This window comes from Pseudoteredinibacter isoporae, from assembly GCF_040372805.1.
Lineage (GTDB): Bacteria > Pseudomonadota > Gammaproteobacteria > Pseudomonadales > Cellvibrionaceae > Pseudoteredinibacter > Pseudoteredinibacter isoporae_A.
This window is the reverse complement of sequence record NZ_BAABWJ010000009.1, coordinates 121,230-145,769: the sequence shown is the minus strand read 5'-3', so window position 1 is coordinate 145,769 and position 24,540 is coordinate 121,230. Positions and strand designations below refer to the sequence as shown.

At 50.7% G+C, this 24,540-nt stretch carries 24 protein-coding genes; 9 read left to right on the top strand and 15 right to left on the bottom strand.

All coding sequences use genetic code 11. The features are described from left to right. Positions 1-9 precede the first annotated feature (9 nt). On the bottom strand, positions 10-810 hold the full coding sequence (tcdA, locus tag ABWW03_RS16465; protein ID WP_353410117.1) for a tRNA cyclic N6-threonylcarbamoyladenosine(37) synthase TcdA: 801 nt from the start codon (positions 808-810) through the stop codon (positions 10-12). 501 nt (positions 811-1,311) lie between these two features. Here tcdA and ABWW03_RS16460 point away from each other — a divergent pair. Further along, on the top strand, positions 1,312-1,665 hold the full coding sequence (locus ABWW03_RS16460; protein ID WP_353410115.1) for a hypothetical protein: 354 nt from the start codon (positions 1,312-1,314) through the stop codon (positions 1,663-1,665). Positions 1,666-1,679: 14 nt separating this feature from the next. Here ABWW03_RS16460 and arsJ read toward each other — a convergent pair whose 3' ends face one another. The 8 genes from arsJ to rpe form a co-directional block, all read right to left on the bottom strand. Then, complete coding sequence (arsJ, locus tag ABWW03_RS16455; RefSeq protein ID WP_353410113.1) at positions 1,680-2,903, bottom strand: organoarsenical effux MFS transporter ArsJ; 1,224 nt, start codon at positions 2,901-2,903, stop codon at positions 1,680-1,682. Between the two features lie 12 nt (positions 2,904-2,915). Continuing rightward, positions 2,916-3,920: an ArsJ-associated glyceraldehyde-3-phosphate dehydrogenase gene (locus tag ABWW03_RS16450; RefSeq protein ID WP_353410111.1), complete on the bottom strand. Its 1,005-nt coding sequence runs from the start codon at positions 3,918-3,920 to the stop codon at positions 2,916-2,918. 129 nt (positions 3,921-4,049) lie between these two features. Continuing rightward, positions 4,050-4,349, bottom strand: coding sequence for a hypothetical protein (locus ABWW03_RS16445; RefSeq protein WP_353410109.1), 300 nt, complete (start codon positions 4,347-4,349; stop codon positions 4,050-4,052). A 122-nt stretch (positions 4,350-4,471) separates the two neighbouring features. Further along, complete coding sequence (locus ABWW03_RS16440; RefSeq protein ID WP_353410107.1) at positions 4,472-4,819, bottom strand: DUF6164 family protein; 348 nt, start codon at positions 4,817-4,819, stop codon at positions 4,472-4,474. 72 nt (positions 4,820-4,891) lie between these two features. Further along, positions 4,892-5,182, bottom strand: a complete 291-nt coding sequence (locus tag ABWW03_RS16435; protein WP_353410105.1) for a DUF3144 domain-containing protein — start codon at positions 5,180-5,182, stop codon at positions 4,892-4,894. 61 nt (positions 5,183-5,243) lie between these two features. Then, positions 5,244-5,510 carry a YkgJ family cysteine cluster protein gene (locus ABWW03_RS16430; protein ID WP_353410103.1) on the bottom strand — a complete coding sequence of 89 codons (267 nt, stop codon included), beginning with the start codon at positions 5,508-5,510 and terminating at the stop codon, positions 5,244-5,246. 26 nt (positions 5,511-5,536) lie between these two features. Then, complete coding sequence (gene ggt, locus ABWW03_RS16425) at positions 5,537-7,225, bottom strand: gamma-glutamyltransferase (protein WP_353410101.1); 1,689 nt, start codon at positions 7,223-7,225, stop codon at positions 5,537-5,539. Positions 7,226-7,405: 180 nt separating this feature from the next. Next, entirely contained in the window at positions 7,406-8,095 is a 690-nt protein-coding gene (gene rpe, locus ABWW03_RS16420) for a ribulose-phosphate 3-epimerase (RefSeq protein WP_353410099.1), read from the bottom strand. Positions 8,096-8,203: 108 nt separating this feature from the next. On the opposite strand from rpe, the gene ABWW03_RS16415 reads away from it, so the two are divergent. Next, positions 8,204-9,319: a DUF3530 family protein gene (locus tag ABWW03_RS16415; protein WP_353410097.1), complete on the top strand. Its 1,116-nt coding sequence runs from the start codon at positions 8,204-8,206 to the stop codon at positions 9,317-9,319. A 19-nt stretch (positions 9,320-9,338) separates the two neighbouring features. Here the strand turns inward: ABWW03_RS16415 and murU are convergent, their stop codons facing one another. Further along, positions 9,339-10,013 carry an N-acetylmuramate alpha-1-phosphate uridylyltransferase MurU gene (gene murU, locus ABWW03_RS16410; protein ID WP_353410095.1) on the bottom strand — a complete coding sequence of 225 codons (675 nt, stop codon included), beginning with the start codon at positions 10,011-10,013 and terminating at the stop codon, positions 9,339-9,341. Next, complete coding sequence (locus tag ABWW03_RS16405) at positions 10,010-11,143, bottom strand: aminoglycoside phosphotransferase family protein (protein ID WP_353410093.1); 1,134 nt, start codon at positions 11,141-11,143, stop codon at positions 10,010-10,012. The genes murU and ABWW03_RS16405 overlap by 4 nt, the downstream gene beginning before the upstream one ends. Positions 11,144-11,403: 260 nt before the next feature. On the opposite strand from ABWW03_RS16405, the gene ABWW03_RS16400 reads away from it, so the two are divergent. The 6 genes from ABWW03_RS16400 to ABWW03_RS16375 are packed head-to-tail and all read left to right on the top strand — an operon-like array spanning position 11,404 to position 18,531. After that, positions 11,404-14,208 carry an LPS-assembly protein LptD gene (locus ABWW03_RS16400; protein ID WP_353410091.1) on the top strand — a complete coding sequence of 935 codons (2,805 nt, stop codon included), beginning with the start codon at positions 11,404-11,406 and terminating at the stop codon, positions 14,206-14,208. A 4-nt stretch (positions 14,209-14,212) separates the two neighbouring features. Then, positions 14,213-15,520 (top strand): peptidylprolyl isomerase, encoded by a 1,308-nt coding sequence (locus ABWW03_RS16395; RefSeq protein WP_353410089.1) that lies wholly within the window; start codon positions 14,213-14,215, stop codon positions 15,518-15,520. A gap of 9 nt (positions 15,521-15,529) precedes the next feature. After that, on the top strand, positions 15,530-16,510 hold the full coding sequence (gene pdxA / locus ABWW03_RS16390) for a 4-hydroxythreonine-4-phosphate dehydrogenase PdxA (RefSeq protein ID WP_353410087.1): 981 nt from the start codon (positions 15,530-15,532) through the stop codon (positions 16,508-16,510). A 22-nt stretch (positions 16,511-16,532) separates the two neighbouring features. Further along, positions 16,533-17,339: a 16S rRNA (adenine(1518)-N(6)/adenine(1519)-N(6))-dimethyltransferase RsmA gene (gene rsmA / locus ABWW03_RS16385; RefSeq protein ID WP_353410084.1), complete on the top strand. Its 807-nt coding sequence runs from the start codon at positions 16,533-16,535 to the stop codon at positions 17,337-17,339. 3 nt (positions 17,340-17,342) lie between these two features. Beyond that, positions 17,343-17,711: a Co2+/Mg2+ efflux protein ApaG gene (apaG, locus tag ABWW03_RS16380; RefSeq protein ID WP_353410082.1), complete on the top strand. Its 369-nt coding sequence runs from the start codon at positions 17,343-17,345 to the stop codon at positions 17,709-17,711. A 7-nt stretch (positions 17,712-17,718) separates the two neighbouring features. After that, complete coding sequence (locus tag ABWW03_RS16375; protein ID WP_353410080.1) at positions 17,719-18,531, top strand: symmetrical bis(5'-nucleosyl)-tetraphosphatase; 813 nt, start codon at positions 17,719-17,721, stop codon at positions 18,529-18,531. 15 nt (positions 18,532-18,546) lie between these two features. Here ABWW03_RS16375 and ABWW03_RS16370 read toward each other — a convergent pair whose 3' ends face one another. From ABWW03_RS16370 to ABWW03_RS16360, 3 genes are all read right to left on the bottom strand, one after another. Beyond that, complete coding sequence (locus ABWW03_RS16370) at positions 18,547-19,914, bottom strand: UDP-glucose dehydrogenase family protein (protein WP_353410078.1); 1,368 nt, start codon at positions 19,912-19,914, stop codon at positions 18,547-18,549. 132 nt (positions 19,915-20,046) lie between these two features. Beyond that, entirely contained in the window at positions 20,047-21,063 is a 1,017-nt protein-coding gene (gene galE, locus ABWW03_RS16365) for a UDP-glucose 4-epimerase GalE (protein ID WP_353410076.1), read from the bottom strand. A gap of 107 nt (positions 21,064-21,170) precedes the next feature. Continuing rightward, positions 21,171-21,770 (bottom strand): response regulator, encoded by a 600-nt coding sequence (locus ABWW03_RS16360; protein ID WP_353410074.1) that lies wholly within the window; start codon positions 21,768-21,770, stop codon positions 21,171-21,173. A gap of 457 nt (positions 21,771-22,227) precedes the next feature. Here ABWW03_RS16360 and ABWW03_RS16355 point away from each other — a divergent pair, with 457 nt between their 5' ends. Continuing rightward, positions 22,228-23,514 (top strand): response regulator, encoded by a 1,287-nt coding sequence (locus ABWW03_RS16355; protein ID WP_353410072.1) that lies wholly within the window; start codon positions 22,228-22,230, stop codon positions 23,512-23,514. Here the strand turns inward: ABWW03_RS16355 and ABWW03_RS16350 are convergent. Next, positions 23,507-24,415, bottom strand: a complete 909-nt coding sequence (locus ABWW03_RS16350) for a DMT family transporter (protein ID WP_353410070.1) — start codon at positions 24,413-24,415, stop codon at positions 23,507-23,509. The genes ABWW03_RS16355 and ABWW03_RS16350 overlap by 8 nt on opposite strands. Positions 24,416-24,540 lie beyond the last annotated feature (125 nt).

The following is a 24,540-nucleotide window of genomic DNA, read 5'->3' as shown; positions in this document are numbered from 1 at the left end:
CAGTAAAGCTCAAACATCGAATTCAGGGACACGCTCCAGATAACGCTCAATCGCTCGATTGGCCGCCAGCATAGCGAACACAGAAGTCACCATTGTGATGGAACCGAAACCGCCGCTGCAATCCAGACCTTGTCCGGCGTCCTGTTTGGGCTTTTGCTCAGAAACACCCCCATGGCCGTCCGGGTATTTCATTTGTTCCGGAGAATAAACCGCCTCGACCGAGAACACTCGTTTCGGGTTTCTAGGGAAACCAAATTGCTGACGTAAGATTTTCCGGGTGCGAGCCAGCAGAGGGTCCTTAATGGTTTTACTTAAATCGCCACGGATCACCCGCGCCGGATCAGTTTTACCGCCCGCACTGCCCAAGGTAATAACCTGCTGCTTGCGCGAACGACAATGAGCAATGAGCGCCGATTTCACTTTTGCCGAATCAATTGCATCGATCACCACATCAATCTCAGCATGAACATGCTCGGCAATATTGTCCACATCCAGAAAATCATCGATACAGTGAACACGCAGTTCGGGGTTGATATCCTTCAAGCGCTCGGCCATCAATTCGATCTTGCTTTGGCCGACTGTACTCTGCAAGGCATGCAACTGACGATTGATATTGCTGATGCAGATATCATCCATATCCAACAGGCTGATTTCACCCACACCACTGCGTGCCAGCGCTTCCGCTAACCAGCTTCCCACCCCACCGATGCCGATAACCAGCATATGGGCGCGACTGAGATCCAGCAGACCTTGCTCACCATAAAGGCGGGCAATTCCGGAAAATCGTTGGCGATAGGACTCGCTGAGCATAGCGTTGTGAACTCGTCTCAAATTAAAAGCGGCGCAAGTGTACAGAATTAGCTTAGTAAGCTCCACGTTTGGCGCTATACAGGCCCCAAATTGGCCCCCTCCAAAAGTGTTACCCAGTTCACAAAGTGCATGAAAAGGCCGACCAGTTATCGATTTGCCCGCCTCATTCAAAAGAACTAGAAACAACCGTTTTATATTTAATATCAACAGCTTATATCTACATTCAATTGCCCAATGTAGAGTGTTTGAAACTTGACGCTTTCAGACAGATAAGGGAAGCTAGAAGGGAATTTTGACGCCAGACTCAACCAAAAAGGCCCGTCACGGGCAAAACAACAACAGAGTTTGAAGGCGCTTGCAGATTGCTCGTTATATAAACAGCCACACCCGGTTATTCGATCAGAAATACTCTCGGGAATCGCGGCAGAACCACAAGAAGCAAAGCAAGCCTTAAGGAACCCGATCGGATGCGGGTCAAACTTAGCCAATGAAATGAAGACTATGCGACTTAACTACTTAAAGCTACCTCAACTAGGGACATCCGTGGTGCTTCTGGCAGCCTCAGGCAAGCGTATTGAATTGCACGTCAAGCCTGTTGAAGAGGGCTTGTACTCCCTGATTGCTCTGGGAGGTATCAGCAATGAACAGCCTCACAAAGTAAAAAGCCAGGGGCCCTACCACCGCTCCCAGCAAGCACTGGGCGCCGCCAATGCCATTATTAATGCCCTGACCAGCCGCGGCTACTGTATTTCCGAGAGCGTTGCCCAATGGCAGATTCCAGCCCAGCGCCAGCTGCGCAAAATTCGTGACAAGCGTCGCCAGCACGCGGTCAACTACACCTTCGAGCCCGTATAACAACGGGCCACCGCTTAACATCCGGCATCTTGTTTATCCACAACCGATGCAGGCAAGCCCCACGCCAATACCGCCGCCAGCAACAACAGAATGGCCGATACTCCGAGGCATGCTGCCAATCCAAAACTCGCGTATACCCACCCTGACAAAAGGGTGCCCAACAAGCGCCCCAGTGCATTCGACATATAATAAAAACCCACATCCAAAGACGCCCCATCTGCGCGGGCATAGGCCACAACCAAATAGCTGTGGTAAGCCGAATTAATCGCAAAAATCCCCGCAAACGCCAACAATCCTGACAACAGCAAAATCTGGGACAAGAGTCTGCTGTCCTCACCATTCAGTCCGATCGACACCGCGATGAGCGCGGTGAGAGCCGACAACAACGCGGCCCAAAACCAAAGGCTACCCGCCGCTTTGTTCTGGCGTACCAGCTGTGGCGCGAACCCTTGCACCAAGCCATAAACAACGATCCACCCAGCCAAAAATCCGCCGACTGCCGAATGGGACCAACCAAAAAACTGCGCCAGAGAAACCGGCAAAGCCACAACAAACCAGACATCTCGAGCGGCAAATAGAAACAAGCGTGCTGCCGAGAGCTGATTCAGCGCCGCGCTGTTAGAAAACAGTTCTTTAAACTTGGCTTTGTACTGACTCTTCCCCAGACGTTTATCAAGCAGTAACAAACTGGCAACCAAAGCCACGCTCAACAAGACCATTAACAATATCAGTGCTTCCTGGAATCCCCAGAACTGAAACAACAGAGAACCAACGAAAAACCCCAGCCCTTTTAAACTGTTTTTTGAACCGGTGAGACGGGCAACCCAGGTAAACAACTGATCCTTCGCAACCAAATTTTTAATAGCACTTTTCGCGCTCATTTTATTCAGGTCTTTAGCGATACCAGAACCCGCTTGTGCCATCATGACCCACATTACGGTCAGCATTTCAGCCGGTACCAGCAACAAACCCAGGGATGCGACTTGCAACAACAAACCCAAATTCATGGTTTGATTCAGGCCAATACGCGCTCCGAGCCAGCCGCCAAACAAATTGGTAAATACCCCGAAAAGCTCATAGAACACAAACAAGCTGGCAACGGCCAAGGCACCATAACCTTGCTGATGAAAGTACCACAGCACCAACATACGCAGGGCGCCATCGGTAATCGTAAAGGTCCAATAGTTGGCACAAATTAAGCCGTACTGGCGCATACCGGTATCGTGGCGATCACTCATCACTTCGGACCTTTAGCAATGCGCCGAAAGCATTTTTGCCAACTCTGCGCTGCGGTTGGCATAGCCCCACTCATTGTCATACCAGGCATAAAGCTTCAGGTGACGAGCATGAATGACACGAGTACTCAAGGCATCAATAATGCTGGAACGCGGATCGCTTTTGTAATCCACCGAAACCAGGGGACGGGGTTCATAACCGAGAATGCCAGCCAATTCATTTTCACTGGCCGCCTGCAGACAAGCATTCACCTCTTCAGCTGTCGTGTCTTTCTCCAACTCAAAAACGCAATCCGTCAACGAGGCATTGGCCAAAGGAACTCTTACAGCATGACCATCAAGACGCCCTTTCAACTCTGGAAAAATTTCCATAATAGCCGTGGCTGAGCCCGTACTGGTTGGAATCAAACTCTGACCGCAGGCACGGGCACGACGTAAATCCTTGTGAGCTTGATCAAGAATACTCTGAGTATTGGTGATGTCATGAATGGTGGTAAAACTGCCGTGAACAATACCGAAGTTTTCCTTAATAACCTTAACGACTGGCGCCAGGCAATTTGTAGTGCAGGACGCCGCGGTCACAATACGATGTTGCTTCGGGTCAAACAGATGATCATTCACGCCCACGACCGTGTCCAACACGCCATCTTCCTTGACCGGGGCGGTCACCAACACACGTTTCACCCCCTGATCAAAATAGGGTTGCAAGGATTTCTGACGTTTAAATTTACCCGAGGCTTCGATGATCAAATCACAATCCGACCAGTCATTCTCTTCCAGAGTCAGATGACGACTGAACGCTATTTTGTGCCGACCGATGTGTAATTCATCGCCCTCAGCCCAACACTCGCCTTCAAAGCTGCCATGAACAGAGTCGAAATTCATCAAATGCGCGAAACATTCAGCGCTGCCTGCAGGATCGTTAATTTGGACCACATCCAACTCAGGCCACTGCCAAGCGGCACGCAACACCAGGCGCCCCATGCGACCAAAACCATTAATCCCCACCTTTACCGTCATTGCAGCCCCCTTCAAGCAAACATATGGCAATCATTATATACGCTTAAACGTATATTAAAACCGGAAAGATGTGACGATTTGATGAAGCACAAGCTGATCGCTTAGTGAATGACCTGTACGGCATTCAGGCTAACGGTAGGATTCCCAGCGCTTGCGACGTAGACAATAGTCCCGGGGGGTTTCACTTTCACGAATAACACCACGTTCAATATCGCTGATCACGAAGAGCGCCATTTTCGCATCATCACGCTTGGAAGGATCGTTAAGTTCCTGGCGTAGCATGCGCTTAAGAGTCATAAAGGGTAAGACACCCGGCTCTGTCAGCTTGCCGTGAAGATATTGATACTTGGAGCAGAAATGCTCATGGCCTGATTCACCACAAGCCTGTAGACCGGCAATAAGAACTGCCAGCAGTAATACTCGCGCCATAGCACACTCCGCCATATGCCAGTGATGCCCCGGGGCTTACAAGAGAGAAAACAAGGGGCTTAATCCATGCTGCAAGCATAGCAGTAAATTGGTATTCTGCTGTCCAGTAAGGCTCTATCCTCCTAGGAGGGGAGCATCATAGAGATAAAAGGCGCCAATAACAGATAAAAGCAGGCCGCAATCAAAATAGAGAACGCCAAAACCTTGACCGGTCGGCGTCGAGCATGAGCCCACCAGCTCTCCACCGGATGCTCACGAGCGGCTTCTGCGCGATAGCGGTGGTAGTTTTCCAATAAGGCTTTTGCTTCTTCCAACTGATGGTCATCGGGTAACCAAACGGCGGCTAATGATATCCCCCAGTTTCCAGCACTGGTTTCGTAATAGTCGATATCGGCCTCATCAAGCAACTGCCTGATGTCGAGGATTTCGTCTTCTGGTAACTGGTTCAGGCGATAAAGAAGATGGGCCATGGGAATGATTAAAGAAGATTAACAAAGGGAAATGACGGCTACTAACGTGAGTATATCAGTAGCCTGTCAGAATCAGGAGTTGCCTTTTTCAGCTTCGCCTTTGTGAGCCTCGGCTTTTTTCATGTTTTGAATAAAGGTCAGATTGTTTTTGTACACCTCTGTTACCTTATCGATACCAGACTGATGCAGATAACCTTCATTGCCCGAAGTGGTGTAAGTAGCATAAACACCAGAGGCGCTCATCAGGGCCGCAGAAATCACCTGGATTTCACCGCCTTCGTCTTTCAATTTGTTCGCCAACTCAATAAAAGCGGAGGTGTACTTGGCGTGGATTTCACGTTGTTCATCAGGCAGTTTTGCCATAATTCTGTTCCTACAATTTTCTCTGTGCCTTAATCAGTAAGGCCATGTATTTAAATTCGTATCACGATCTCTGTGCCTGGGTGTCGGCCTCCAAAACGGTCAAGATTCTTAACGCGTCTTCTCGGCTGGTACCACAGAAATCGACCTCAGGTCGAAATCCACGGCAAAACTCCGGGTAATCTGCCTGCCCCCAAATACGACATTGCAAACTCTCGCGATCAAGGTTGGCACAGTATTCCCCAGCGGCCTTGCCATTCGGCATATTGGGCATGGCTTGCTTTATTGACGGCGCAATGCAGCAAGCTCCGCAAAGTTGACGACACTCCATGACGAGATTCTAACACAGGCTTAGGATTAATAACCCGCCGCCTGGCCATCCTTGCGGGTTTCTGAAGCACCGTAATACACACCGCTATCCAAATCCCGCAAAATCGCTTGGTATCCACCATAGGCGCCCAAACTGTCTCGAATCACATGGCCGCGCTTGCTCAATTCCCGGCGCAGCAGCATCGGAAAACCGGATTCCAGACTGACGTAACCTCCATCGCGCATAATTTCGCCTGTCGGCTGACTGGAGCCAGTATGCAAAATGCGCGGTGCGTCACCGGCCTCCTGCAGATTCATACCAAAATCGACCATATTGATCACAATTTGGGCGTGCATCTGAGGTTGAGTCGCGCCCCCCATAACACCAAAGCTCAACCAGGGTTTGCCGTCTTTGGTCACAAACGCTGGAATGATGGTATGGAAAGGGCGTTTTCCTGGCGCGTATTGGTTGGGATGCCCATCGGTAAAATTGAATAACTCACCGCGATTTTGCAACACAAAACCCAATGTGGCGGGCGTCATACCCGAACCCATCCCACGGAAATTACTCTGAATCAAAGACACCATATTGCCGTCTTTATCGGCCGTGGTCATATAAATAGTGTCGCCGTCCACCGGGCCGGCATGATCCCGCTTGGCGGCTTTTTTCATATCGATCTTGGGGCGCTGTTTGTCGGCATAGGCTTTGGAAATAATTCGATCAACCGGAATATCACTGAAATCCGGATCGGCATAAAATCGCGCGCGATCCGCAAAGGCAATTTTTTTGGCTTCAACAAAGGCGTGTACATAGTCAACACTGCCAAAGCCCATGGCCTTCACATCAAAGCCTTCCATCAAATTTAAAATATGCAGTGCGGCAATGCCCTGACCATTAGGCGGTAATTCCCACACATCGTAACCACGATAATTACTGCTCACGGGCTTTACCCAATCACTGCGATGATCGGCCAAATCCTGGTAACGTAAAAAGCCCCCATTGGCCTTCATATAGCGATCAATTTCTTTTGCGATGTCCCCTGTGTAAAACGCATCACGTCCGCCTTTCGCGATGGCTTCCAATGTATTCGCCAAGGCAGGATTACGGAAGATCTCTCCCTTTTTCGGCATTTGGCCATTGGGCATAAAGACTTCTTTAAAACCAGGGTATTTCGCTCGAGCCGCCACACTGCGATCGAGGTAATAGGCAATTAATTCAGAGACCGGGAAGCCTTGTCGAGCATAATCGATCGCCGGTTGCAGTAAATCAGCCATAGGCAATTGGCCGAATTTATTGTGCATTTCAAACCAACCGTCAACGGCACCAGGCACCGAAACAGGCAACGGGCCATAGGCGGGGATTTTATCGCCCTGGGATTTCAGATGTTCAAGCGTGAGGGATTTGGGTGAGCGACCTGACGCATTCAAACCGTAAAGCTGCTGGCTTTTAGCGTCCCAGATAATGGCAAACAGATCGCCGCCGATACCGTTTCCTGTCGGTTCGACTAAACCCAAAACCGCATTCGCTGCGATGGCCGCATCAACCGCATTACCACCTTGCTTCAGAATATCAAGCGCAACTTGTGTCGCCAAAGGTTGGGACGTTGCCGCCATCCCATGCTGTGCGATAACTTCTGAACGCGAAGCAAATTCTGAGCCGGTGATTCGATCATAGGCTTGTACGAATGGCGTGACCATAAGCGTTGCCGCACAAAACCAAGACGCTAAAACTTTCATAAGGCACCTGTTTTTCGATTTATTGTTCTTGCATAAAACCCCGATCTCAACAAGGATGTATTGATCAGGTATGAGCTTCCAAACTCCCCCTCTTTAAAGACGAAAGGCGCAGCCGACACCATAGGGTTCCAGCTGCGCCTCACCGCAGGATGCTCTCAATTGAGCGAATCGATCACGCCATCACGAAGAGGGCACGCGAGCCAGTTCAGAACGCATATTATCGATAGCCGTACGGTAATCCTCTTTACTGAAGATCGCCGAGCCAGCGACAAACGTATCCGCACCCGCACTGGCAATCTCGTAAATATTCTCGGCTGTGACACCACCGTCAATTTCCAATCGAATAGAGGCGTCGCTATTTGCTTCGATCTCATCAATCGCACGACGCGCTTCACGCAGCTTATCCAATGTGTATGGAATGAATTTTTGTCCACCAAAACCAGGGTTAACGGACATCAACAACAACATATCCAACTGAGGCAAAACGTGGCGCACAGAATCGATCGGTGTCGCCGGGTTAAGCACCAATCCGGCTTTACACCCTTTCTGTTTGATCAGTTGAATTGAGCGATCCACATGGCGAGAGGCTTCCGGGTGAAAGGTAATGTAATCGGCTCCAGCATCCGCAAACATGCCAATCATGTCGTCCACCGGCTCCACCATCAGATGCACATCAATAGGTGCCGTAATGCCGTAGTTACGCAACGCTTTACACACCATCGGGCCGATGGTCAGGTTGGGGACATAGTGATTATCCATCACATCGAAATGAACAATATCCGCACCGGCGTCCAGGACATCTGTCACTTCATCACCCAAGCGAGCGAAATCGGCTGCCAATATGGAAGGTGCTATTTTGAAATCTTTCATGGCTACAACTCTAATCCAGGCTATATCAGGGCGCTATTGTAGCTCGCGGCAGCAACACTGTCACAAGCGACTATACTTAGGGGCGATTAACATCTAAAAGTCTGGATCATGATTCGCCGTAACCCCCTATCCCTAAGTATTTCGCTCCTGTTCGCCGTACTGTCGAGCAACGTTTCCCATGGGCAAGAGCCGAGCGATAGTGCGGCGACAGCCCAGACTCAAGAGACTCAAACCCAGGAAACTCAAACTCAAGAACCCCAAACCAGTACACCTGAGGATCCCGAGACAATTACCCGCCCTTCACTGGACAAACAGCATCTGGCCCAGGAAAAAATGGCCGCCCTGGCAAAAGAGGTGGATCCCGAATCCCTGCTCTGGCTAGGTGAAGGTGCGGAACGCTTTCTTGCGGTGTATCAGGAAGCTTGGCGCCCGCTTCCTTATGGCGCAGCTATTGTCTTGCACCGTGATGGCCAGCACCCTCGCTGGCCCCAAACCAGCCAAGTCCTCAGTGATAATCTTGCCAAACATGGCTGGACCAGCCTGGCAATAAGTCTACCCCCTAGCCTACCGCAAGCCATTCCAGAGCGTCCGATACAAAACACCACGCCGGACGACACCCAGGGCCAAAATGGGCCTGCAGAAACAAACGAATCCCAGGCCAAAACACCTGAAGAAACCCAGGGCGCTCCACAAGGCAACGGCGCCCCCATGGCAGCCGAAGAAACCAACCCCAGTATGATCGATCCCGAAACACAGGCCTACGAGCGCCTCATGGAAGCGTATGAATACCTGAGGCAACAAGGGCTGTTGAATATTGCCATTATCTGTGAAGGTCAATCCGTCGTGCGTGCGGTAAAAATGATTGCTGACATTCCAGTCTCCCCACCCAGTAATCCGCAAGCTCAAGTCGCCAAACCCATTGCGGCACTGGTCAGCATCAATGCGGTTTCCCATATACCCAACCAATCCGATTTTAATTTGGCAAAAGCGATGGCCGACTTGGATTTGTATGTGCTGGATATTTATTTTGAAGACGGAGAGAAAAGCCAGCAACTGGCACAACAACGCAAAGCTTATGCCTTGCGCGCGGGGCTGCCGGTATACCGACAACAACAATTGCCTTTACCGTCAAGCAAACTGGCACTGGGAGAAAACCCGATGAGCAAACGGGTGCGTGGGTTTTTAAATCGCTATGCTAAAGGTCGGGCGAAAACGCTACGCTAACACTCGCGTTTAATTCCCATCAAGACAGATCATTTCTGAGTTCCTGAAGGCGTTCGACGGTACCAATATCTCGCCAATCACCGCGGTACACTTCAGCACTCAACAAGCCTTTGGCAATCGCCGCATCAAACACTTCCCGCAAGGCAAAGATTTTTCGCTTATTGGGGTAGTCCGCCACCAAGGCCGGTGACAACAAGGCGATCCCTGCGTAGGTATAGCCTTCCCCCTGCTCCAATACACCCAGCAACTGATTTTGATCGATGGAGAAATCCCCGTGGGTTTTAAACGTCGGGTTATTCACCAACAACAAACGTCCCAGGCTAGTATTCAATGCGTGCTGGCATAATTGTTCGAGCGGAAACTCACACCAGACGTCGCCATTTAATAATAAAAACGGTGCTTCGCCGAGCAACGGCAGAGCGTGGGCAATCGCACCGGCCGTTTCGAGAGGTTCAGGTTCTACACTGTATTGGATACTCAAGCCATAGGCTCGACCATCTCCGATGCGCTCCCGTATTTGTTCACCCAGATATGCAATATTAATCACAACCTCGCGAATGCCTGCGAGCTTAATGCGATCCAGCTGATGTTCGATTAAACTTTTCCCGCCCGCTTCCAACAAAGGTTTGGGGGTGGTCAGGGTCAGCGGCTGCATGCGTGTTCCCTTACCTGCCGCCAGAATCATCGCCTTCATGGCACGTCCTTGAGAAGCGCATTATCTGCCAGGACTGGAGTTTCCATCTCACGACGTAAATGAGCGCCCTGTTCACCGGCTTGCTTATAATCCTGATACCAGTCCTGTTGCTCGCAAAGCGGCAAGAGCGACCGCTTAAACCAAGCAACGAAATCTGCCAACACCTCATAACGCTCAGCGACATCCAAGGTATAACGAATCACCAGAGGCAAATCATTCAGATAAGCCGGCTTACTGTCACGCAGGGCCAGACGAGCGAAAATTCCAAGCACCTTGATGTGTCGCTGCAAACCCATCCAATCAAACGCTTTCTGAAACTGTTCCAAGTCCATGTCGCCCTTCAGTTCAGCGGGCATTTTTTGCCAATGGGATTGCAGAGCTTTCCTTACAGTGGCGTCGGGCCAATGCACATAGCAATCGCGCAATAAGGACACCAAGTCATAACTGATTGGCCCCCAGACAGCGTCTTGAAAATCAATCAGCGACAGCTCACCATTATTCAGCATGATGTTGCGGCTGTGGTAATCGCGATGCACCAAACGATACGGTTGCTGCAAAGCACTTTGGGCTAAGGCTTCAAAACTGCTATCCAGGATTTGTTGATCCACATCACTCAAGGTATAACCGAGCAATTGAGGGACAAACCACTCACTGAAGAGCGCCATCTCCCGCATTAATAACTCTTCGTCATACACCGGCAAGTCAGCGACCTGCTCACCACGCTGAATCATCAGAAGAAGATCGGAACTGCGATCGTATAGATCAGCCACATTGCCGTGAGCAAGCACATCAAACAAATGTTGATTGCCGAGGTCTTCCAACACAAAAAAACCTCGTGTCAGGTCCTTTGCGAATATCTTGGGTGTTTTCACCCCGAGATCCGTCAGCAGCTCCGCCATGGCCACAAACTCTTCATTTTTCTCAGCCTCAGGCGGTGCAAACACCGCCATCAACGCTCGCCCGTCCACGCGAACATCACGATCTAATCGAAAATAACGGCGAAACCCCGCATCACCACCGAGGGCCGACAGGGAGGGCAATTCCTCCAGAGACAGTTCTTGGCGTATCCAGAAGCTCAAATCAGGGGTGATATCGACGTATTGCTTGGGAGTGTGGTCTGAAGCGGACATATTTACTGCATTATATGGATTTGGGAGGGACTGTACCTGCCAGCCGCGCAAATGCCAAGGGAGCCAATCAAAAAGCCGTGTGTTTTTTGACTTTACTAGGACTATAGCAGTAGCCAGCCCCTTCTAACCCAAGTAGAATCGACGGTTTGCCAAAGCTGCTGGCGGCAATTCAATGCTGGCGCTAAAAACAACAAAATAATGCCTGCCCTCATCATCCCGCAGGCCGCTTGTAGACACGATAAATTTGGGTTTCGAATTGCATGGCCAAGCCTCGCCAACCACAACTAAGCGCTTTATTACCTCATTCCGGCATCAAGGCCCCCAGTCGGGTCTCCACTCTGGCAACCGCCATTGCCCTGATCAGTTCGGGCCTGGGCCAGCTGGCACTCGCCCAGGACGACAATTCACTGTGGGATTGTCAGGCTGAGGATGGCAAATGGGCCTGTGAATCCAAGCCGAACCCGGAGATCTATGAGCGACCACAACGCAGCAATGTCTTCTTGGGTGGCGCCAAAGGCCCAGCAGGCAGTGCGGACGCCAAGTCAGTCAGCAGCTACCACCCTCTAGACTGGGTTCGAGAAGAACAGTTGTCTGAAGAACAGCGCCGTGAATTGAGCCCCGGCTGTTGTGGTGCTTTTGTCGAACCGATGCGCGAGGACGAAGAGGCCCAGCTGGACCCCGACAACGCCCCCTTGCGCCTGTCTGCCGACTCCACCGAAGCCATGCAGGAAACCAGTGCGACCTTGGAAGGTGATGTCAAAATGATCCAGGGCTATCGCCAACTGGAAGCTGACCGCGCCATGGTAGACCGAGGCACCAGCACCGCTGAACTCGACGGCAATATCCGCCTGCGCGAGCCTGGGGTCCTCATCAAGGGTGATTCCATGGATATGGATATGGACAGCGGCGTTGCCCATGTAAACAACGCTCAATATGTTCTGCACCAACAAGGTATCCACGGCAGCGCGACACAGATCACTCGCCTGGGCGACAAGACTTTGGAAATGACCGAAGCCAGTTATTCTCAGTGCGAACCAGAAGACCCTTCCTGGTTGCTGCAAGGACGACGCGTTCACATTGACCCCAAAACAGAAGTCGGCACAGCCAGAGACATTGTCCTTCGCGTTAAAGGCATTCCGGTGTTTTACACCCCGTACCTGCAGTTCCCTGTGGGTGACAAACGCAAGTCCGGTCTGCTGTTTCCATCGATCAGCTCCAGCGACAGCGGCGGCATCGATCTGACCGTGCCTTATTATTTGAATCTGGCCCCGAATTACGACATGACCTTAACGCCGCGTTACATCAATGATCGCGGTTTTATGCTGGAAACCGAATTCCGTCATCTGAACCGATATTTCAGAACCGACGCCAATTTTGCTTACCTCGCCAAAGACGAAGGCGGTAACGATAAAGACAACCAACGCCTGGTAAATGAAGGCATCATCAGCCCGGGACAAGCCAGCCCTTATCTGGATGAAGATCGCTGGTTGGTGGGGGTTGATCAAAAAGGCCGTGGCGAGTCCTGGTATTCAAAAATTGATTACACTCAGGTGAGCGACCGCGACTATCTGCGTGACCTCGATACCGCCAGCCTCTCACTGAACAGCATCAGTGACCTGCGCCAACTGGCCTTGGCCGGTTACCGTTTGGACAATTGGGATGTCTCGATTAAAGCCGAGAAATTCCAAACCATCGTGAATGGTCTGGCATCGCCCTATAAACAACTTCCCACCGTTCGCGCAATGGGTAACTACCAATGGGGCGACTTCAGTGCCGAGCTGTTAAACGAGTACACTCAGTTTGATCATCGCGACAAAGATCGCAATGCCAATCGAATTGTGGGTGACCGTGCTCGCCTGGATTACCGTCTGAGCTGGGATAAGCAATGGGCTTGGGGTTATGTTCGCCCAATGATCGGTGCCCGGGCCCTGTCCTATAAACTCGACAGCCTTAACCTGCTCGACAGCGCCAATGACAGCCCGAACGCTGCTGCAGGCATGGCCAGCATTGACAGCACAATTTACTTTGAACGCTTAGGTAATCTGTTTGGTAAGAACTACAAGCAGACCTTTGAGCCTCGACTGTTTTACTTCTACAGTGATCACGCTGACCAAAGCGACTTCTACAACCTGACCCCTGGCGGCGCCGACATTGATTTCGACACCTCGGATGTCACCGTAGGGTATAGCCAATTGTTCCGCACCAGTCGCTTTGCCGGTGCAGACCGCATCGACGATGCCAATCAGCTGTCTGTAGGCTTGACGTCTCGCTTTATCAATCAGCGCAGCGGTGAAGAATGGTTGCGCGTGAGCCTTGGTCAGATTTTCTACTTTGATGACCGCCAGGTGTCGCTGACCGGCGAGTTTGGCGATCTGAGCAACGCCGAGGCCTTGAGACAAGAACTGACCGCTCAGTTGTCGTCCAGCAACATTTCCGAGCGCATTCAGGCTCGCCGTCAATTGGATCGACTGGAAAGACAAATCGGCGATCAGTCTGAGTACGCCTTCCTGTTGAGTGGCAGCTTGTCACAGACTCTGCGCTATGGCGTCGACTTGACCTGGCGCCAGTACGACGATCGATTGGAGCGCGGTAACGTCTATTTGCGCTACATGGATGAAGATGCCCGTATCTTTAACCTCAGCTACCGCTATGACCGTAACTTCGGTCAATTGGATAACACCGACTTCAATAACAACGGCATCACCAATGAGCTGCTCGACAATGACATTGAGCAGGCCGATGTATCCTTTATCCTGCCAGTATTCGACAGCTGGAGCCTGATTGCTCGCAGCAACTATGACGTCACCAATAAGCGGGAACTTGAGACCCTTGCCGGGTTCGAATATAACAGCTGCTGCTATCGCATTCGTCTGGTTGGCCGCCGTTGGATTGATAACTTCCTGGCAACTCAGGGCACCTTGGTCGACCAGCAGGTTCAGGAAGACAGTGGCATCTTTTTTGAAATTCAGCTCAAAGGCTTGGGCGGTACAGGCAAACGCTTGAGCAGCATCCTGAAAGACGCGATTTACGGCTACCAGCAACGCGAAGACATGTTTGGAAACTAACAGTATGAACAGTAAGAAAACCATAAAATCACTGATTGCCGGTCTCAGCTTAAGCTTAAGCCTGAGCACCTTTGCCCAAACCATCGCTCTGGATAAAGTCGTCGCGATTGTCGATAACGATGTAGTTATGGCCAGTGAGCTGCAACAGCAACTGTCCTTGATCAGTAAACGCTTGCAAGCTCAGAATACTGAATTGCCTCCCGAGGCCGTATTGCGTGACCAAGTACTGGAACATTTGATTCGCGAACGTTTACAACTGCAGATGGGTCAGCGTGCCGGTGTTGAAATCAGCGAGCAGGAAATCAGCCAGGCCATCTCTCGCATGGCCGCCGGCGGTGGCTTGTCCATGGAACAGTTCCAGCAGCAGCTGTGGAGCGACGGCATGAGCATGGCACAGTTCAAAGATCGCCTGCGCAAAGAGATGATCATCAACCGCGTACAAAAAGGCAGCGTGAATCGCCGCATCCATGTCAGTGACCAGGAAATCGATAACTTCCTGGAATCCCAGGAAGGTCAGTTTTGGGTTTCTCCCGACTATCAACTGGGCCATATCCTGATCAGCTTAAGCGCTGGCGCCGACGAAGAGACTGTCGATGACGCCAAAGCCAAAGCCAATGATTTATACGAACAACTGAGCAACGGTGCCAATTTCCGAGAACTGGCCATCGCCAACTCAAATGGCCAAATGGCACTGCAAGGTGGTGACTTGGGCTGGCGCAAAACCTCCCAACTGCCCAGCCTGCTCGCCGAAGCCGTTCCCAATATGGCTAAGGGCGATGTCAGCTCCCCGATTCGCAGTGATGCCGGTTTCCATATTCTGAAACTGTACGATCAGCGTGGTGGTGAAGAAACCATTGTGGAGCAAGCCAAAGTGCGCCACATTCTGGTGAAGCCTTCAACCATCCTCAGTGACAACGAAGCCTTTGAAAAGATTTCCCATATCCGTGAAGAGCTGCAAGGCGGCGCCGATTTCGCCGAGCTGGCCAAGAACCATTCGGAAGACATCGGCTCCATGTTGAGCGGTGGTGACTTGGGCTGGTCCACACCTGGGCAATTTGTACCTGAATTTGAGGCCACCATGAAAGCGACCGAAGTCGGCGCTATTTCCGAACCGTTCCGCAGTCAGTTTGGCTGGCACATTCTGAAAGTGGATGAACGCCGTCAGCAGGACTTCACCGATACCGTGATTCGTAACCAGGCTGCCAACATTATTGGCAAGCGTCGCTTCGAAGAAGAGCTGCCAAACTGGCTTCAGGAAATCCGCGATGAAGCCTATGTTGAAATCAAGCTAAGCAAAATCGCAGGCAACTAATCGCCCGCTATGATCAAGCGTATTGCAATCACTCCGGGCGAGCCTGCGGGCATCGGCCCGGATCTTCTGCTGGCACACATCCAGCACGCCCAGCACCAACAATTGATTGCCATCGCCTGTCCAGAATTGTTGAAAGCCCGGGCAAACACCTTGGGCTTGCCCCTTACTCTGACGCCATTTGATCCCAACACCCATGCAGCCGCCAATCAGGCTGGGCAGCTTTTTTACCTCCCACATAACTGCCATTCCTCTGAGCCTGGCGTGCTCCATAAAGAGAATGCTCCTTATGTGCTGGCCTGCCTCGACAGCGCCATTGATGGCTGCCGCCAGGGCCACTTCGATGCCATGGTGACCGGTCCTGTTCACAAAGGCATTATCAATGATGCCGGTATTCCTTTCAGCGGCCACACTGAATATCTACAAACTCGTTGCGCCGTCGATAAAGTCGTGATGATGCTTGCCACCGATGGCCTGCGAGTTGCCTTGGCAACCACCCACCTGCCCTTAAAAGATGTGGCACAAGCGATTCAAGCCGAGAGTCTGACTCAGGTTCTGAATATTCTCATTCACGATCTGAAAAACGATTTTGGCATCACCCGCCCCAGAATTTTAGTCTGCGGATTAAATCCTCACGCCGGTGAAGGGGGTCATATGGGGCGCGAGGAAATCGACATCATCGAACCTGTGATGGAAAGTATTGATGCAAACGATGCCGAACTGGTCGGCCCATTGCCGGCAGACACCCTTTTCACCCCCAAGTATCTGGATAAAGCTGACGCCGTACTTGCCATGTATCACGACCAGGGCCTGCCTGTGTTAAAATTCAAGGGTTTTGGGCGCGCCGCTAATATTACCCTGGGCCTACCGATTATTCGCACTTCCGTCGATCACGGTACGGCTCTCGATCTGGCCGCCAGCGGCCAAGCCGATATCGGCAGTTTAGCAACCGCCATCGACTACGCTTGCCAAATGAGTCAGGCAAGAGTGTAACCCCATATAACGCGAGACAAACGTGGATTCATTTTCCCATAAAGCCCGTAAGCGCTTTGGTCAGAACTTTTTGAGTGACCCGGGCATTATTCAAAGAATTGTGAGCTCAATTGCCCCACAGAGCAACGACAACCTCGTTGAGATCGGACCGGGTAAAGGCGCCATCACGGCACTGCTTCTGGAAGCCTGCCCAAAGCTCAATGTAGTTGAACTGGACCGTGATTTAATTCCCATTCTCCTGGCCCAGTTTGCCATATATCAGGATTTCAAAATTCATCAGGCGGACGCACTGAAATTCGATTTTTCCAGTCTGGTTCCGCATGACGAACCGGCATTGAGAATCGTTGGTAACCTGCCCTACAACATTTCAACGCCACTGATTTTTCACTTACTAAGCTATCACGGCAAAGTGAAAGATATGCACTTTATGCTGCAAAAAGAAGTGGTAGAGCGCATGGCCGCCGAACCGGGACAGAAATCCTACGGTCGCTTGGGCATTATGGTGCAGTACTATTGTCAGGTTGAAAATTTATTTCTGGTACCACCAGAGTGCTTCCAACCCAAGCCCAAAGTTGATTCCGCCATTGTCCGCCTGAATCCATATAAAGCACTTCCGCACCCGGCAAAAGATGTGAAATTACTGGAACGCGTTGTGAATGTCGCCTTTCAGCAACGTCGTAAAACCTTACGCAACGGTTTAAAGCAATTGGCGAATGCCGAGCAACTTGATGCACTGAGCACCGATATTACTTTGCGCGCAGAAAACCTCAGCGTCGCAGAATTTGTTGCTCTGAGTGATGAGCTCCTGGCATTGGGTGTGAAGGTATAAGCCATGACGGATATCGATATTCAAACCAAGCCCCAATACATCGAAGAGCAATCCAAACCGGAAGAGCCTCGTTACGTTTACGCCTACACCATTCGCATCACCAATAATGGCCAGCAGGCGGCCCAACTGATCAGCCGTCACTGGAGAATCCTGGATGAAAACGAGCAACTTCAAGAAGTGCGGGGCCTTGGGGTCGTTGGTGAGCAGCCTCGCCTTGAGCCCGGTGAATCATTCAGCTACAGCAGCGGAGTGATTATTGAAACGCCAACCGGCACCATGGAAGGCAGCTATACCATGAAGCGCGATGACGGCTCACAATTTGAGGCTGCCATCGAGACTTTCGCTTTACTTCCTCCCAACGCATTGCACTGAGGCAACTATGGCCACATACGCCGTTGGGGATATTCAAGGCTGTCTCGAACCTCTGCTTCATTTGCTTGAACAAATCGATTTCGACCCGACGACCGACAAACTCTGGGTCGCGGGCGATTTGATCAATCGCGGGCCAAGGTCGCTGGAAACACTTCGATTTATTCGTGACTTGGGTGACACAGCTGAGGTGGTTCTGGGCAATCATGATTTGAGTTTCCTCGCTGTCGCCGAGGGATTCCAGCCAATGCGTGACGGCGATACTCTCGAAGACATCATCCGCGCCCCAGACTGTGAAGAACTGTGTCACTGGCTGCGTCAACAGAAGCTGGTCCATCACGATGAATCGTTAGGGTACACAATGGTGCACGCAGGCATTCCTCCTCAGTGGACGATTAAAAAAGCCCTGCGGCGCGCAGCTGAAGTTGAAACTGTTTTACAGGACGAACAACGCTATCAGGACTTTTTACTGCACATGTTTGGCAGTGAGCCCAGAGTCTGGAGCAAAAACCTGAAAGGTCAGGATCGACTTCGCATCATCACCAATTATTTTACCCGCATGCGCTTTTGCGATGCCGATGGGCAATTGGAGTTTCAAGCGAAGTCTGGGCCCGATTCGGCCCCCAAAGGATTTAAACCCTGGTATAAGATCAAACAACGCAAGACCCGAGAAAATCGCATTATTTTTGGTCATTGGGCAGCCTTGCAAGGGCACGCCGATGCCGCGAACGTATTTGCACTCGACACCGGTTGCGTATGGGGTGGTCACCTGACCATCATGTGCCTGGAAGATCAAACCCTATACAGTTGCGCTTGTGACTAAAACAGCGTTGAAGAATCAGCTGGCCACAGACAACACCGGGGCGATACGCTGAGGCTCAACAATGGGGCGCCCAACCGAGTAATAATGAAACCCCTCTTCCGCCATTGACGCAGGATCGTATAAGTTCCGACCATCAACAATCAGAGCTTCATTTAACAAGTGTTTAAGCTGGGCAAAGTTGGGCGACCAAAAGTTTTTCCACTCTGTACAAATCACCAGAGCATCCGCATTTTTCAATGCCATCTCCTTGGTTCCTGACAGCAGTAAATCATCTCGCTCACCCCATATACGCTGACACTCATCCATGGCCTGGGGATCATAAGCCTGCACCTTGGCCCCGGCAGCAAACAAAGACGCCATCAGGTCCAGCGCCGGTGCTTCTCGCATATCGTCGGTGCGAGGTTTGAACGCCAACCCCCACAGCGCAATAGTTTTGCCAGCAAGCTCCCCGTCAAAATGCTCGCTCAAACGTTGAAACATCCATTGCTTCTGGTGCTGATTAATCGCTTCAACGGCATTTAACAAGCTGGAACGCTGCCCATACTGCTGAGCGGTTGCCGCCAGTGCTTTTACGTCTTTTGGAAAACAAGAACCGCCATAACCACAACCCGGGTAAATGAAATGATAGCCAATTCGGGGATCTGAACCGATACCCTGACGTACCTGCTCAATGTCGGCACCCACACGCTCAGCAATGCCCGCCATTTCATTCATAAAACTGATCTTGGTTGCCAACATCGCATTGGCGGCGTATTTGGTAAGCTCCGCCGAGCGTGTAGCCATAACCATCACTCGATCATGATTACGATTGAAGGCACTGTAAAGCCGACGCATGATCTCTGCGCTGCTTTCCTGGTGGGTACCGATCACAATGCGATCCGGCTTCATAAAATCTTCGATGGCCGCCCCTTCCTTCAAAAATTCAGGATTGGATACCACATCGAAATTCACGCGAATATCTCTGAAAGCCAATTCTTCAGAAATAGCGGACTGGACCTGTTCAGCAGTCCCGACCGGCACCGTGGACTTATTGACGATGATGCTTTCTCTGCTCAGATAACGACCAATGCCACGAGCAACATTGATGACATGTCGTACATCGGCTGAACCGTCTTCCTCAGGCGGGGTTCCTACGGCAATAAACAAAACATCGCCATGTTCGACCGCGTCTTTTGTGCAGTGAGTAAATGTAAGGCTGCCATCGGCCAAACCGCTTTTAAGCAATTCGTCCAAACCGGGCTCGTAAATTGGATTAACACCTTTGGAAAGGTCCGCAACTCGCGCCTGATCAATGTCCATGCACAAGACATCATGCCCAGCCTGGGACAAGCAGGCACTGCTCACCAGACCAACATAGCCACTTCCAAATACCGTAATCTTCATCGACACCACCCCTGATGCATGCCTTTCAGCAAATCATTGATAGCGCCAGTGTGCGCCGGGGCTGTGTCAGATTGTTTGCGTTTTCTTGACAAGCAAATGGCAGAATTACGACGATTTTTTTACAGTGCGGAGCTATTCATAGCCATTTGGGTTCGCGGACTGCCAGCGCCAAGCGTCACTGACCATCTGTTCAATCGAGTGCTCAGCTTCCCAGCCCAATTCCCGCTTTGCCAAATCGGCATCTGCATAACAGGCTGCAATATCGCCTGAGCGACGCGGAGCAATGTCATAGGGGACCGCCTTACCGCTGGCTTGTGTGAAGGCATTGACCACGTCTAATACCGAGTAACCCTGCCCGGTTCCCAAATTGAAGGTATAACAGTTGGCCGGTTTGTTTAAGAGATATTGCAAAGCCGCCACGTGTCCCTTAGCCAGATCGAGGACATGGATGTAATCGCGCACTCCCGTGCCATCAACAGTAGGGTAGTCGTCTCCAAATACCTGCAGGCGAGGCAATTTACCGACCGCCACCTGAGAAATATACGGCAGTAAATTATTGGGAATCCCGTTCGGATCTTCTCCAATTCTCCCGGAGGGGTGCGCGCCAATGGGGTTGAAGTAACGCAATAAAGAAATCTTGAATGGATTGTTCGGCGCACGGCACAAATCCCGACAAATATCTTCCACCATCAACTTGCTGGCACCATAGGGATTTGTCGTGCGCGTCAAAGCCGACTCGGGAATGGGCACCACATCCGGATCGCCGTATACTGTTGCAGAAGAACTGAAAATAAAATTGTGTACGCGATTCTCGGCCATCAGCTCAAGTAAACTCATGGTGCCAGCGACATTGGTCTGATAATAATTCAGTGGCCGCTCACAGGATTCGCCAACCGCTTTTAAACCGGCAAAGTGAATCACCGCGGAAAAGTCATGTTTGGAAAAGATGTCGGCGAGAACTGCCGCATCCTGAATATCGGCTTGGTAAAACGTAATATCCTGCCCACAAAGTTCAGCAACCCGGCGCAGAGATTCCGCCTTACTATTACTGAGATTGTCTGCAACAACTGGATTAAAACCCGCTGCAACTAATTCAATAACGGTGTGACTGCCAATATAACCCGCACCGCCAGTTACCAGAATATCCACGCCTGCCCCCAAAACAATAATCAGATCGCATTATGGCACAGAACACAGGCCTGCAAATATCCACCATTCACTTGAACAGTAAAACGACATCCACTCAAAAGGAACACTCAAGCTGTGGCAATACGTACATCAGATACCGTTCCCATCAGGGCCTCGACTTTGTCTAAAAGCTCATCGTTGTCGAAGGGTTTGGACAAAACATCGTTCGCGCCAAACTCAAGTGCTTTTTGCATACCAGCCGGGGTTTCAGCGGAAACCACCAATACTTTGACGTTATTGTAAACCGCTTGCTCACGCATGGTTCTCAGCACTTCATACCCGTCCATGCCAGGCATTTTAATATCCAGGGTCATCACCGTAGGTTGATGTTGAGCCAACATCAACCCCGCCGCAAAACCATCCGCTGCCACCTCAACATCGTACCCGGCACGGCGCAACACCCGCCTCATTGCCGAGGCCATTTCCGACTGATCTTCAACAATAAGCACTTTGCTCGCCGACGCCTGCGGGCACAGTTCATCTGGAACAGGCATCTCATTGCTTTCCAAAAAGCGGATAAAATCCTCCACCTTGATGCGATGATCCCCACGCCCCGGCAGTTTATAGGCGCTGAGCCTGCCACGTTCAATCCAACGAATGACGGTTCTAAAATTCACTCCGCAATACTTAGCCGCTTCTCCTGTGGTGAGTACCCGGGTTTTATCCATATCTCGTCACTCTTAATTCCTGATCAAAAAGAATTCAGTAAAGTGTTGCATCTTATTGCCAAAACACAATGTTTTTAGGCGAAAAAAAAGGCACCCAACCGAAATTAGTCCAAATTGACAACACGTTGAAATGACTTTTTATACTATTTTTTGTGAAATCGATACCAAAATGTACTAAATGTCACGTTTGACAGGTGTGACACCTTAGACCGATAATAGTTAAGTAACGATACGGTGCACGTTGATTCCCTATACACCTTTGTTAAGAGCAAGGCTCATCGGGACCAGCACTCACATCCAAAGAACACCCTAAGACCCTTAGCCCCCTAGCTGTAATTGGGGGCGCTTTTTTCTTCTCCCCTTCCGCGTTCTTTATTTCTCGATATTCCTAAGTTTTGCGCAGCCGTGCTACTCTAATTGTTACATCAAGTAAGCGACAGGTAGTTGCCCAATCAATATGAGCAATTCAATCCTCTATGTCGACGACAACCCCGTCAGTCGTCAGCTATTGCGCAGCATCCTCAGCCAGGAATACACCGTATTGCACGAAGCCAGTGATGGTCAGCAGTGTTTGGACATTCTAAAAAATCGTGTCGTCGATCTATTACTGCTGGATTTAAACATGCCGGGTATCTCCGGGTTTGATTTGCTGCAACTTATTTCCAAACTGGATCTGGATAACCCACCGACCATTATTGTGGTTTCTGCTGATAAAGACCCCGCCATCATCAGCCAGGTTCTCAAAGGTGGTGCGGCGGATTATGTCACCACGCCCTATCACAGCGATGAATTGATCGCTCGAGTGAAAACCCATCTGGCACTGAGAAGCCGGGAAATTCATTTGGAACAACTGGTCATTCGACGAACCAAAGAACTGACCAGCACCAGCTACCGCCTTGAACAAGCACAAAAGCAACTGATTCACGCAGATAAAATGGCTTCTCTGGGACAGTTGGCTGCGGGGGTTGCTCATGAAATCAATAACCCCGTCGGCTACATTCATTCAAACCTGATGACCCTGGATGAGTATCTGCAAGACTTTCAACAATATTTGGAGGCGACTAAAACCATTGCCGATACAACAGGTAATGACCGCACCAAGCAGCAATTCGAGGAGCTCTACCAACGCCTGGACATGGCCTATCTGCAAGAAGATGTTCGCCAGATTATTCGTGACACCCTGAAAGGCACAAAACAAATCAAACAGATTGTGACAAACCTAAAAGGCTATTCTCATCCCGAACAACAGGAATGGTTACACCACAACATTCACGACCTGCTGGAAAGTAGCCTCAGCATTGTCAGCAATCAGCTCAAGTACAAAGTGAAACTGCAAAAACGCTATCAGCGAGATTTGCCCAAAGTGTATTGCATCGGTTCGCAAATCAGTCAGATTTTTATCAATTTGCTGGTCAATGCGGAGCAAGCGATTGAAAATCATGGACAAATCACCATCACCACCAGCCTGAGCCAGCAATCATTGAACAGTCATCAGCCCAGCGTGGATATTTGCATCACAGATGACGGCAAAGGAATCGACGAAAAAATTGCCAACCGAATCTTCGATCCCTTTTTCACCACCAAACCTGTCGGCACTGGCACCGGACTCGGTTTGTCTATTTGCTATAACATTGCTTCTGGCCATGGCGGCTTGATCAGCATGCAAAGCCAACCCGACCGAGGCAGCCAGTTTACGGTTAGCCTCCCGGTGAATATCGATCAGGCGTCGAGCAAACTCACTTAAGGTCCGAACGCGCGATGGGTGACATCAACTTGCGTAATGCACGCCCCAATAGTCCCTGATAAAAAGCCAGGCTCAACAAAATAGTCCCCGCCCCAATCAACAAACTGGTCTCCAGCGACTCGTCCAGAATCAACGCACCCAACATTAATGCAACGGCGGGCGTCATCAAGGTATTCAGGGAAATAGTGGCGGCGCTCATATGTTTTAACAAATAAAAATACGCAGGAAACCCTAACAGGGAGCCACACACCGCCAGATAAATCACCGCCCCACCTGAACGCCAGGTAATCTCCTGAGCAATACTGCCATCGGTGAACAGCCACACCAAAAACAGGGCCGGAAACGACAACAACAACGCACCAGCCGTCTGCCGCATAGGCTCGATGTTGGAGGCGTAACGCTGCAAACAAACACTGCTCAAAGCGAAGATCGTGGATGACAACAACACCGCAGCAATGCCTTTAATCGCTGAGGGCCCAAACTGCAGCTGCCCCTGAAAAATAATGACCAATCCCATCAAAGCCAGAATCAAGCCAAGTACTTTCTGCCAATCGAATGGGTTGGTGCGCAGAATCAACAAGGTCATCAAGCCAGTGATGAACGGTGTCAAACCAAACAACACGGAGATCAAACCACTGGAAATATACTGCGCCGCCCAATACACCAATGGCAGCGCCGGAAATATTCCCATGGCCGCTGCGCCATAGACTTTCCAATCCGAGCGATCCTGCACCAGAGACTTACCCTGCCACCACAGCACCGCCAATGCCAGCGGCAAAGCAATGCCCATGCGCAACATCACTGCAGCGGTAAAACTGAAGCTTTCATTACTCAAACGTATCCCTAGCGGTGTGCTGCCCCAAAGCAGTACCACCAAAGCAAAAACTATGGGTATTTTCACAATACTCTCCCAAACTGGGCGACGACAAAGAGAGGCACAAAAAAGGCCGCTCTATTGGCGGCCCTTTTAAATCACATGAATGAATTAATCGGATCGCCCTTTGCCACGCACAGCACACAGTTTCG

Coding starts and splice junctions, on each gene's coding strand:
- tcdA (WP_353410117.1), bottom strand. CDS start 810: ATGCTCAGCGAGTCCTATCGCCAACGATTTTCCGGAATTGCCCGCCTT.
- ABWW03_RS16460 (WP_353410115.1), top strand. CDS start 1,312: ATGCGACTTAACTACTTAAAGCTACCTCAACTAGGGACATCCGTGGTG.
- arsJ (WP_353410113.1), bottom strand. CDS start 2,903: ATGAGTGATCGCCACGATACCGGTATGCGCCAGTACGGCTTAATTTGT.
- ABWW03_RS16450 (WP_353410111.1), bottom strand. CDS start 3,920: ATGACGGTAAAGGTGGGGATTAATGGTTTTGGTCGCATGGGGCGCCTG.
- ABWW03_RS16445 (WP_353410109.1), bottom strand. CDS start 4,349: ATGGCGCGAGTATTACTGCTGGCAGTTCTTATTGCCGGTCTACAGGCT.
- ABWW03_RS16440 (WP_353410107.1), bottom strand. CDS start 4,819: ATGGCCCATCTTCTTTATCGCCTGAACCAGTTACCAGAAGACGAAATC.
- ABWW03_RS16435 (WP_353410105.1), bottom strand. CDS start 5,182: ATGGCAAAACTGCCTGATGAACAACGTGAAATCCACGCCAAGTACACC.
- ABWW03_RS16430 (WP_353410103.1), bottom strand. CDS start 5,510: ATGGAGTGTCGTCAACTTTGCGGAGCTTGCTGCATTGCGCCGTCAATA.
- ggt (WP_353410101.1), bottom strand. CDS start 7,225: ATGAAAGTTTTAGCGTCTTGGTTTTGTGCGGCAACGCTTATGGTCACG.
- rpe (WP_353410099.1), bottom strand. CDS start 8,095: ATGAAAGATTTCAAAATAGCACCTTCCATATTGGCAGCCGATTTCGCT.
- ABWW03_RS16415 (WP_353410097.1), top strand. CDS start 8,204: ATGATTCGCCGTAACCCCCTATCCCTAAGTATTTCGCTCCTGTTCGCC.
- murU (WP_353410095.1), bottom strand. CDS start 10,013: ATGAAGGCGATGATTCTGGCGGCAGGTAAGGGAACACGCATGCAGCCG.
- ABWW03_RS16405 (WP_353410093.1), bottom strand. CDS start 11,143: ATGTCCGCTTCAGACCACACTCCCAAGCAATACGTCGATATCACCCCT.
- ABWW03_RS16400 (WP_353410091.1), top strand. CDS start 11,404: ATGGCCAAGCCTCGCCAACCACAACTAAGCGCTTTATTACCTCATTCC.
- ABWW03_RS16395 (WP_353410089.1), top strand. CDS start 14,213: ATGAACAGTAAGAAAACCATAAAATCACTGATTGCCGGTCTCAGCTTA.
- pdxA (WP_353410087.1), top strand. CDS start 15,530: ATGATCAAGCGTATTGCAATCACTCCGGGCGAGCCTGCGGGCATCGGC.
- apaG (WP_353410082.1), top strand. CDS start 17,343: ATGACGGATATCGATATTCAAACCAAGCCCCAATACATCGAAGAGCAA.
- ABWW03_RS16375 (WP_353410080.1), top strand. CDS start 17,719: ATGGCCACATACGCCGTTGGGGATATTCAAGGCTGTCTCGAACCTCTG.
- ABWW03_RS16370 (WP_353410078.1), bottom strand. CDS start 19,914: ATGAAGATTACGGTATTTGGAAGTGGCTATGTTGGTCTGGTGAGCAGT.
- ABWW03_RS16360 (WP_353410074.1), bottom strand. CDS start 21,770: ATGGATAAAACCCGGGTACTCACCACAGGAGAAGCGGCTAAGTATTGC.
- ABWW03_RS16355 (WP_353410072.1), top strand. CDS start 22,228: ATGAGCAATTCAATCCTCTATGTCGACGACAACCCCGTCAGTCGTCAG.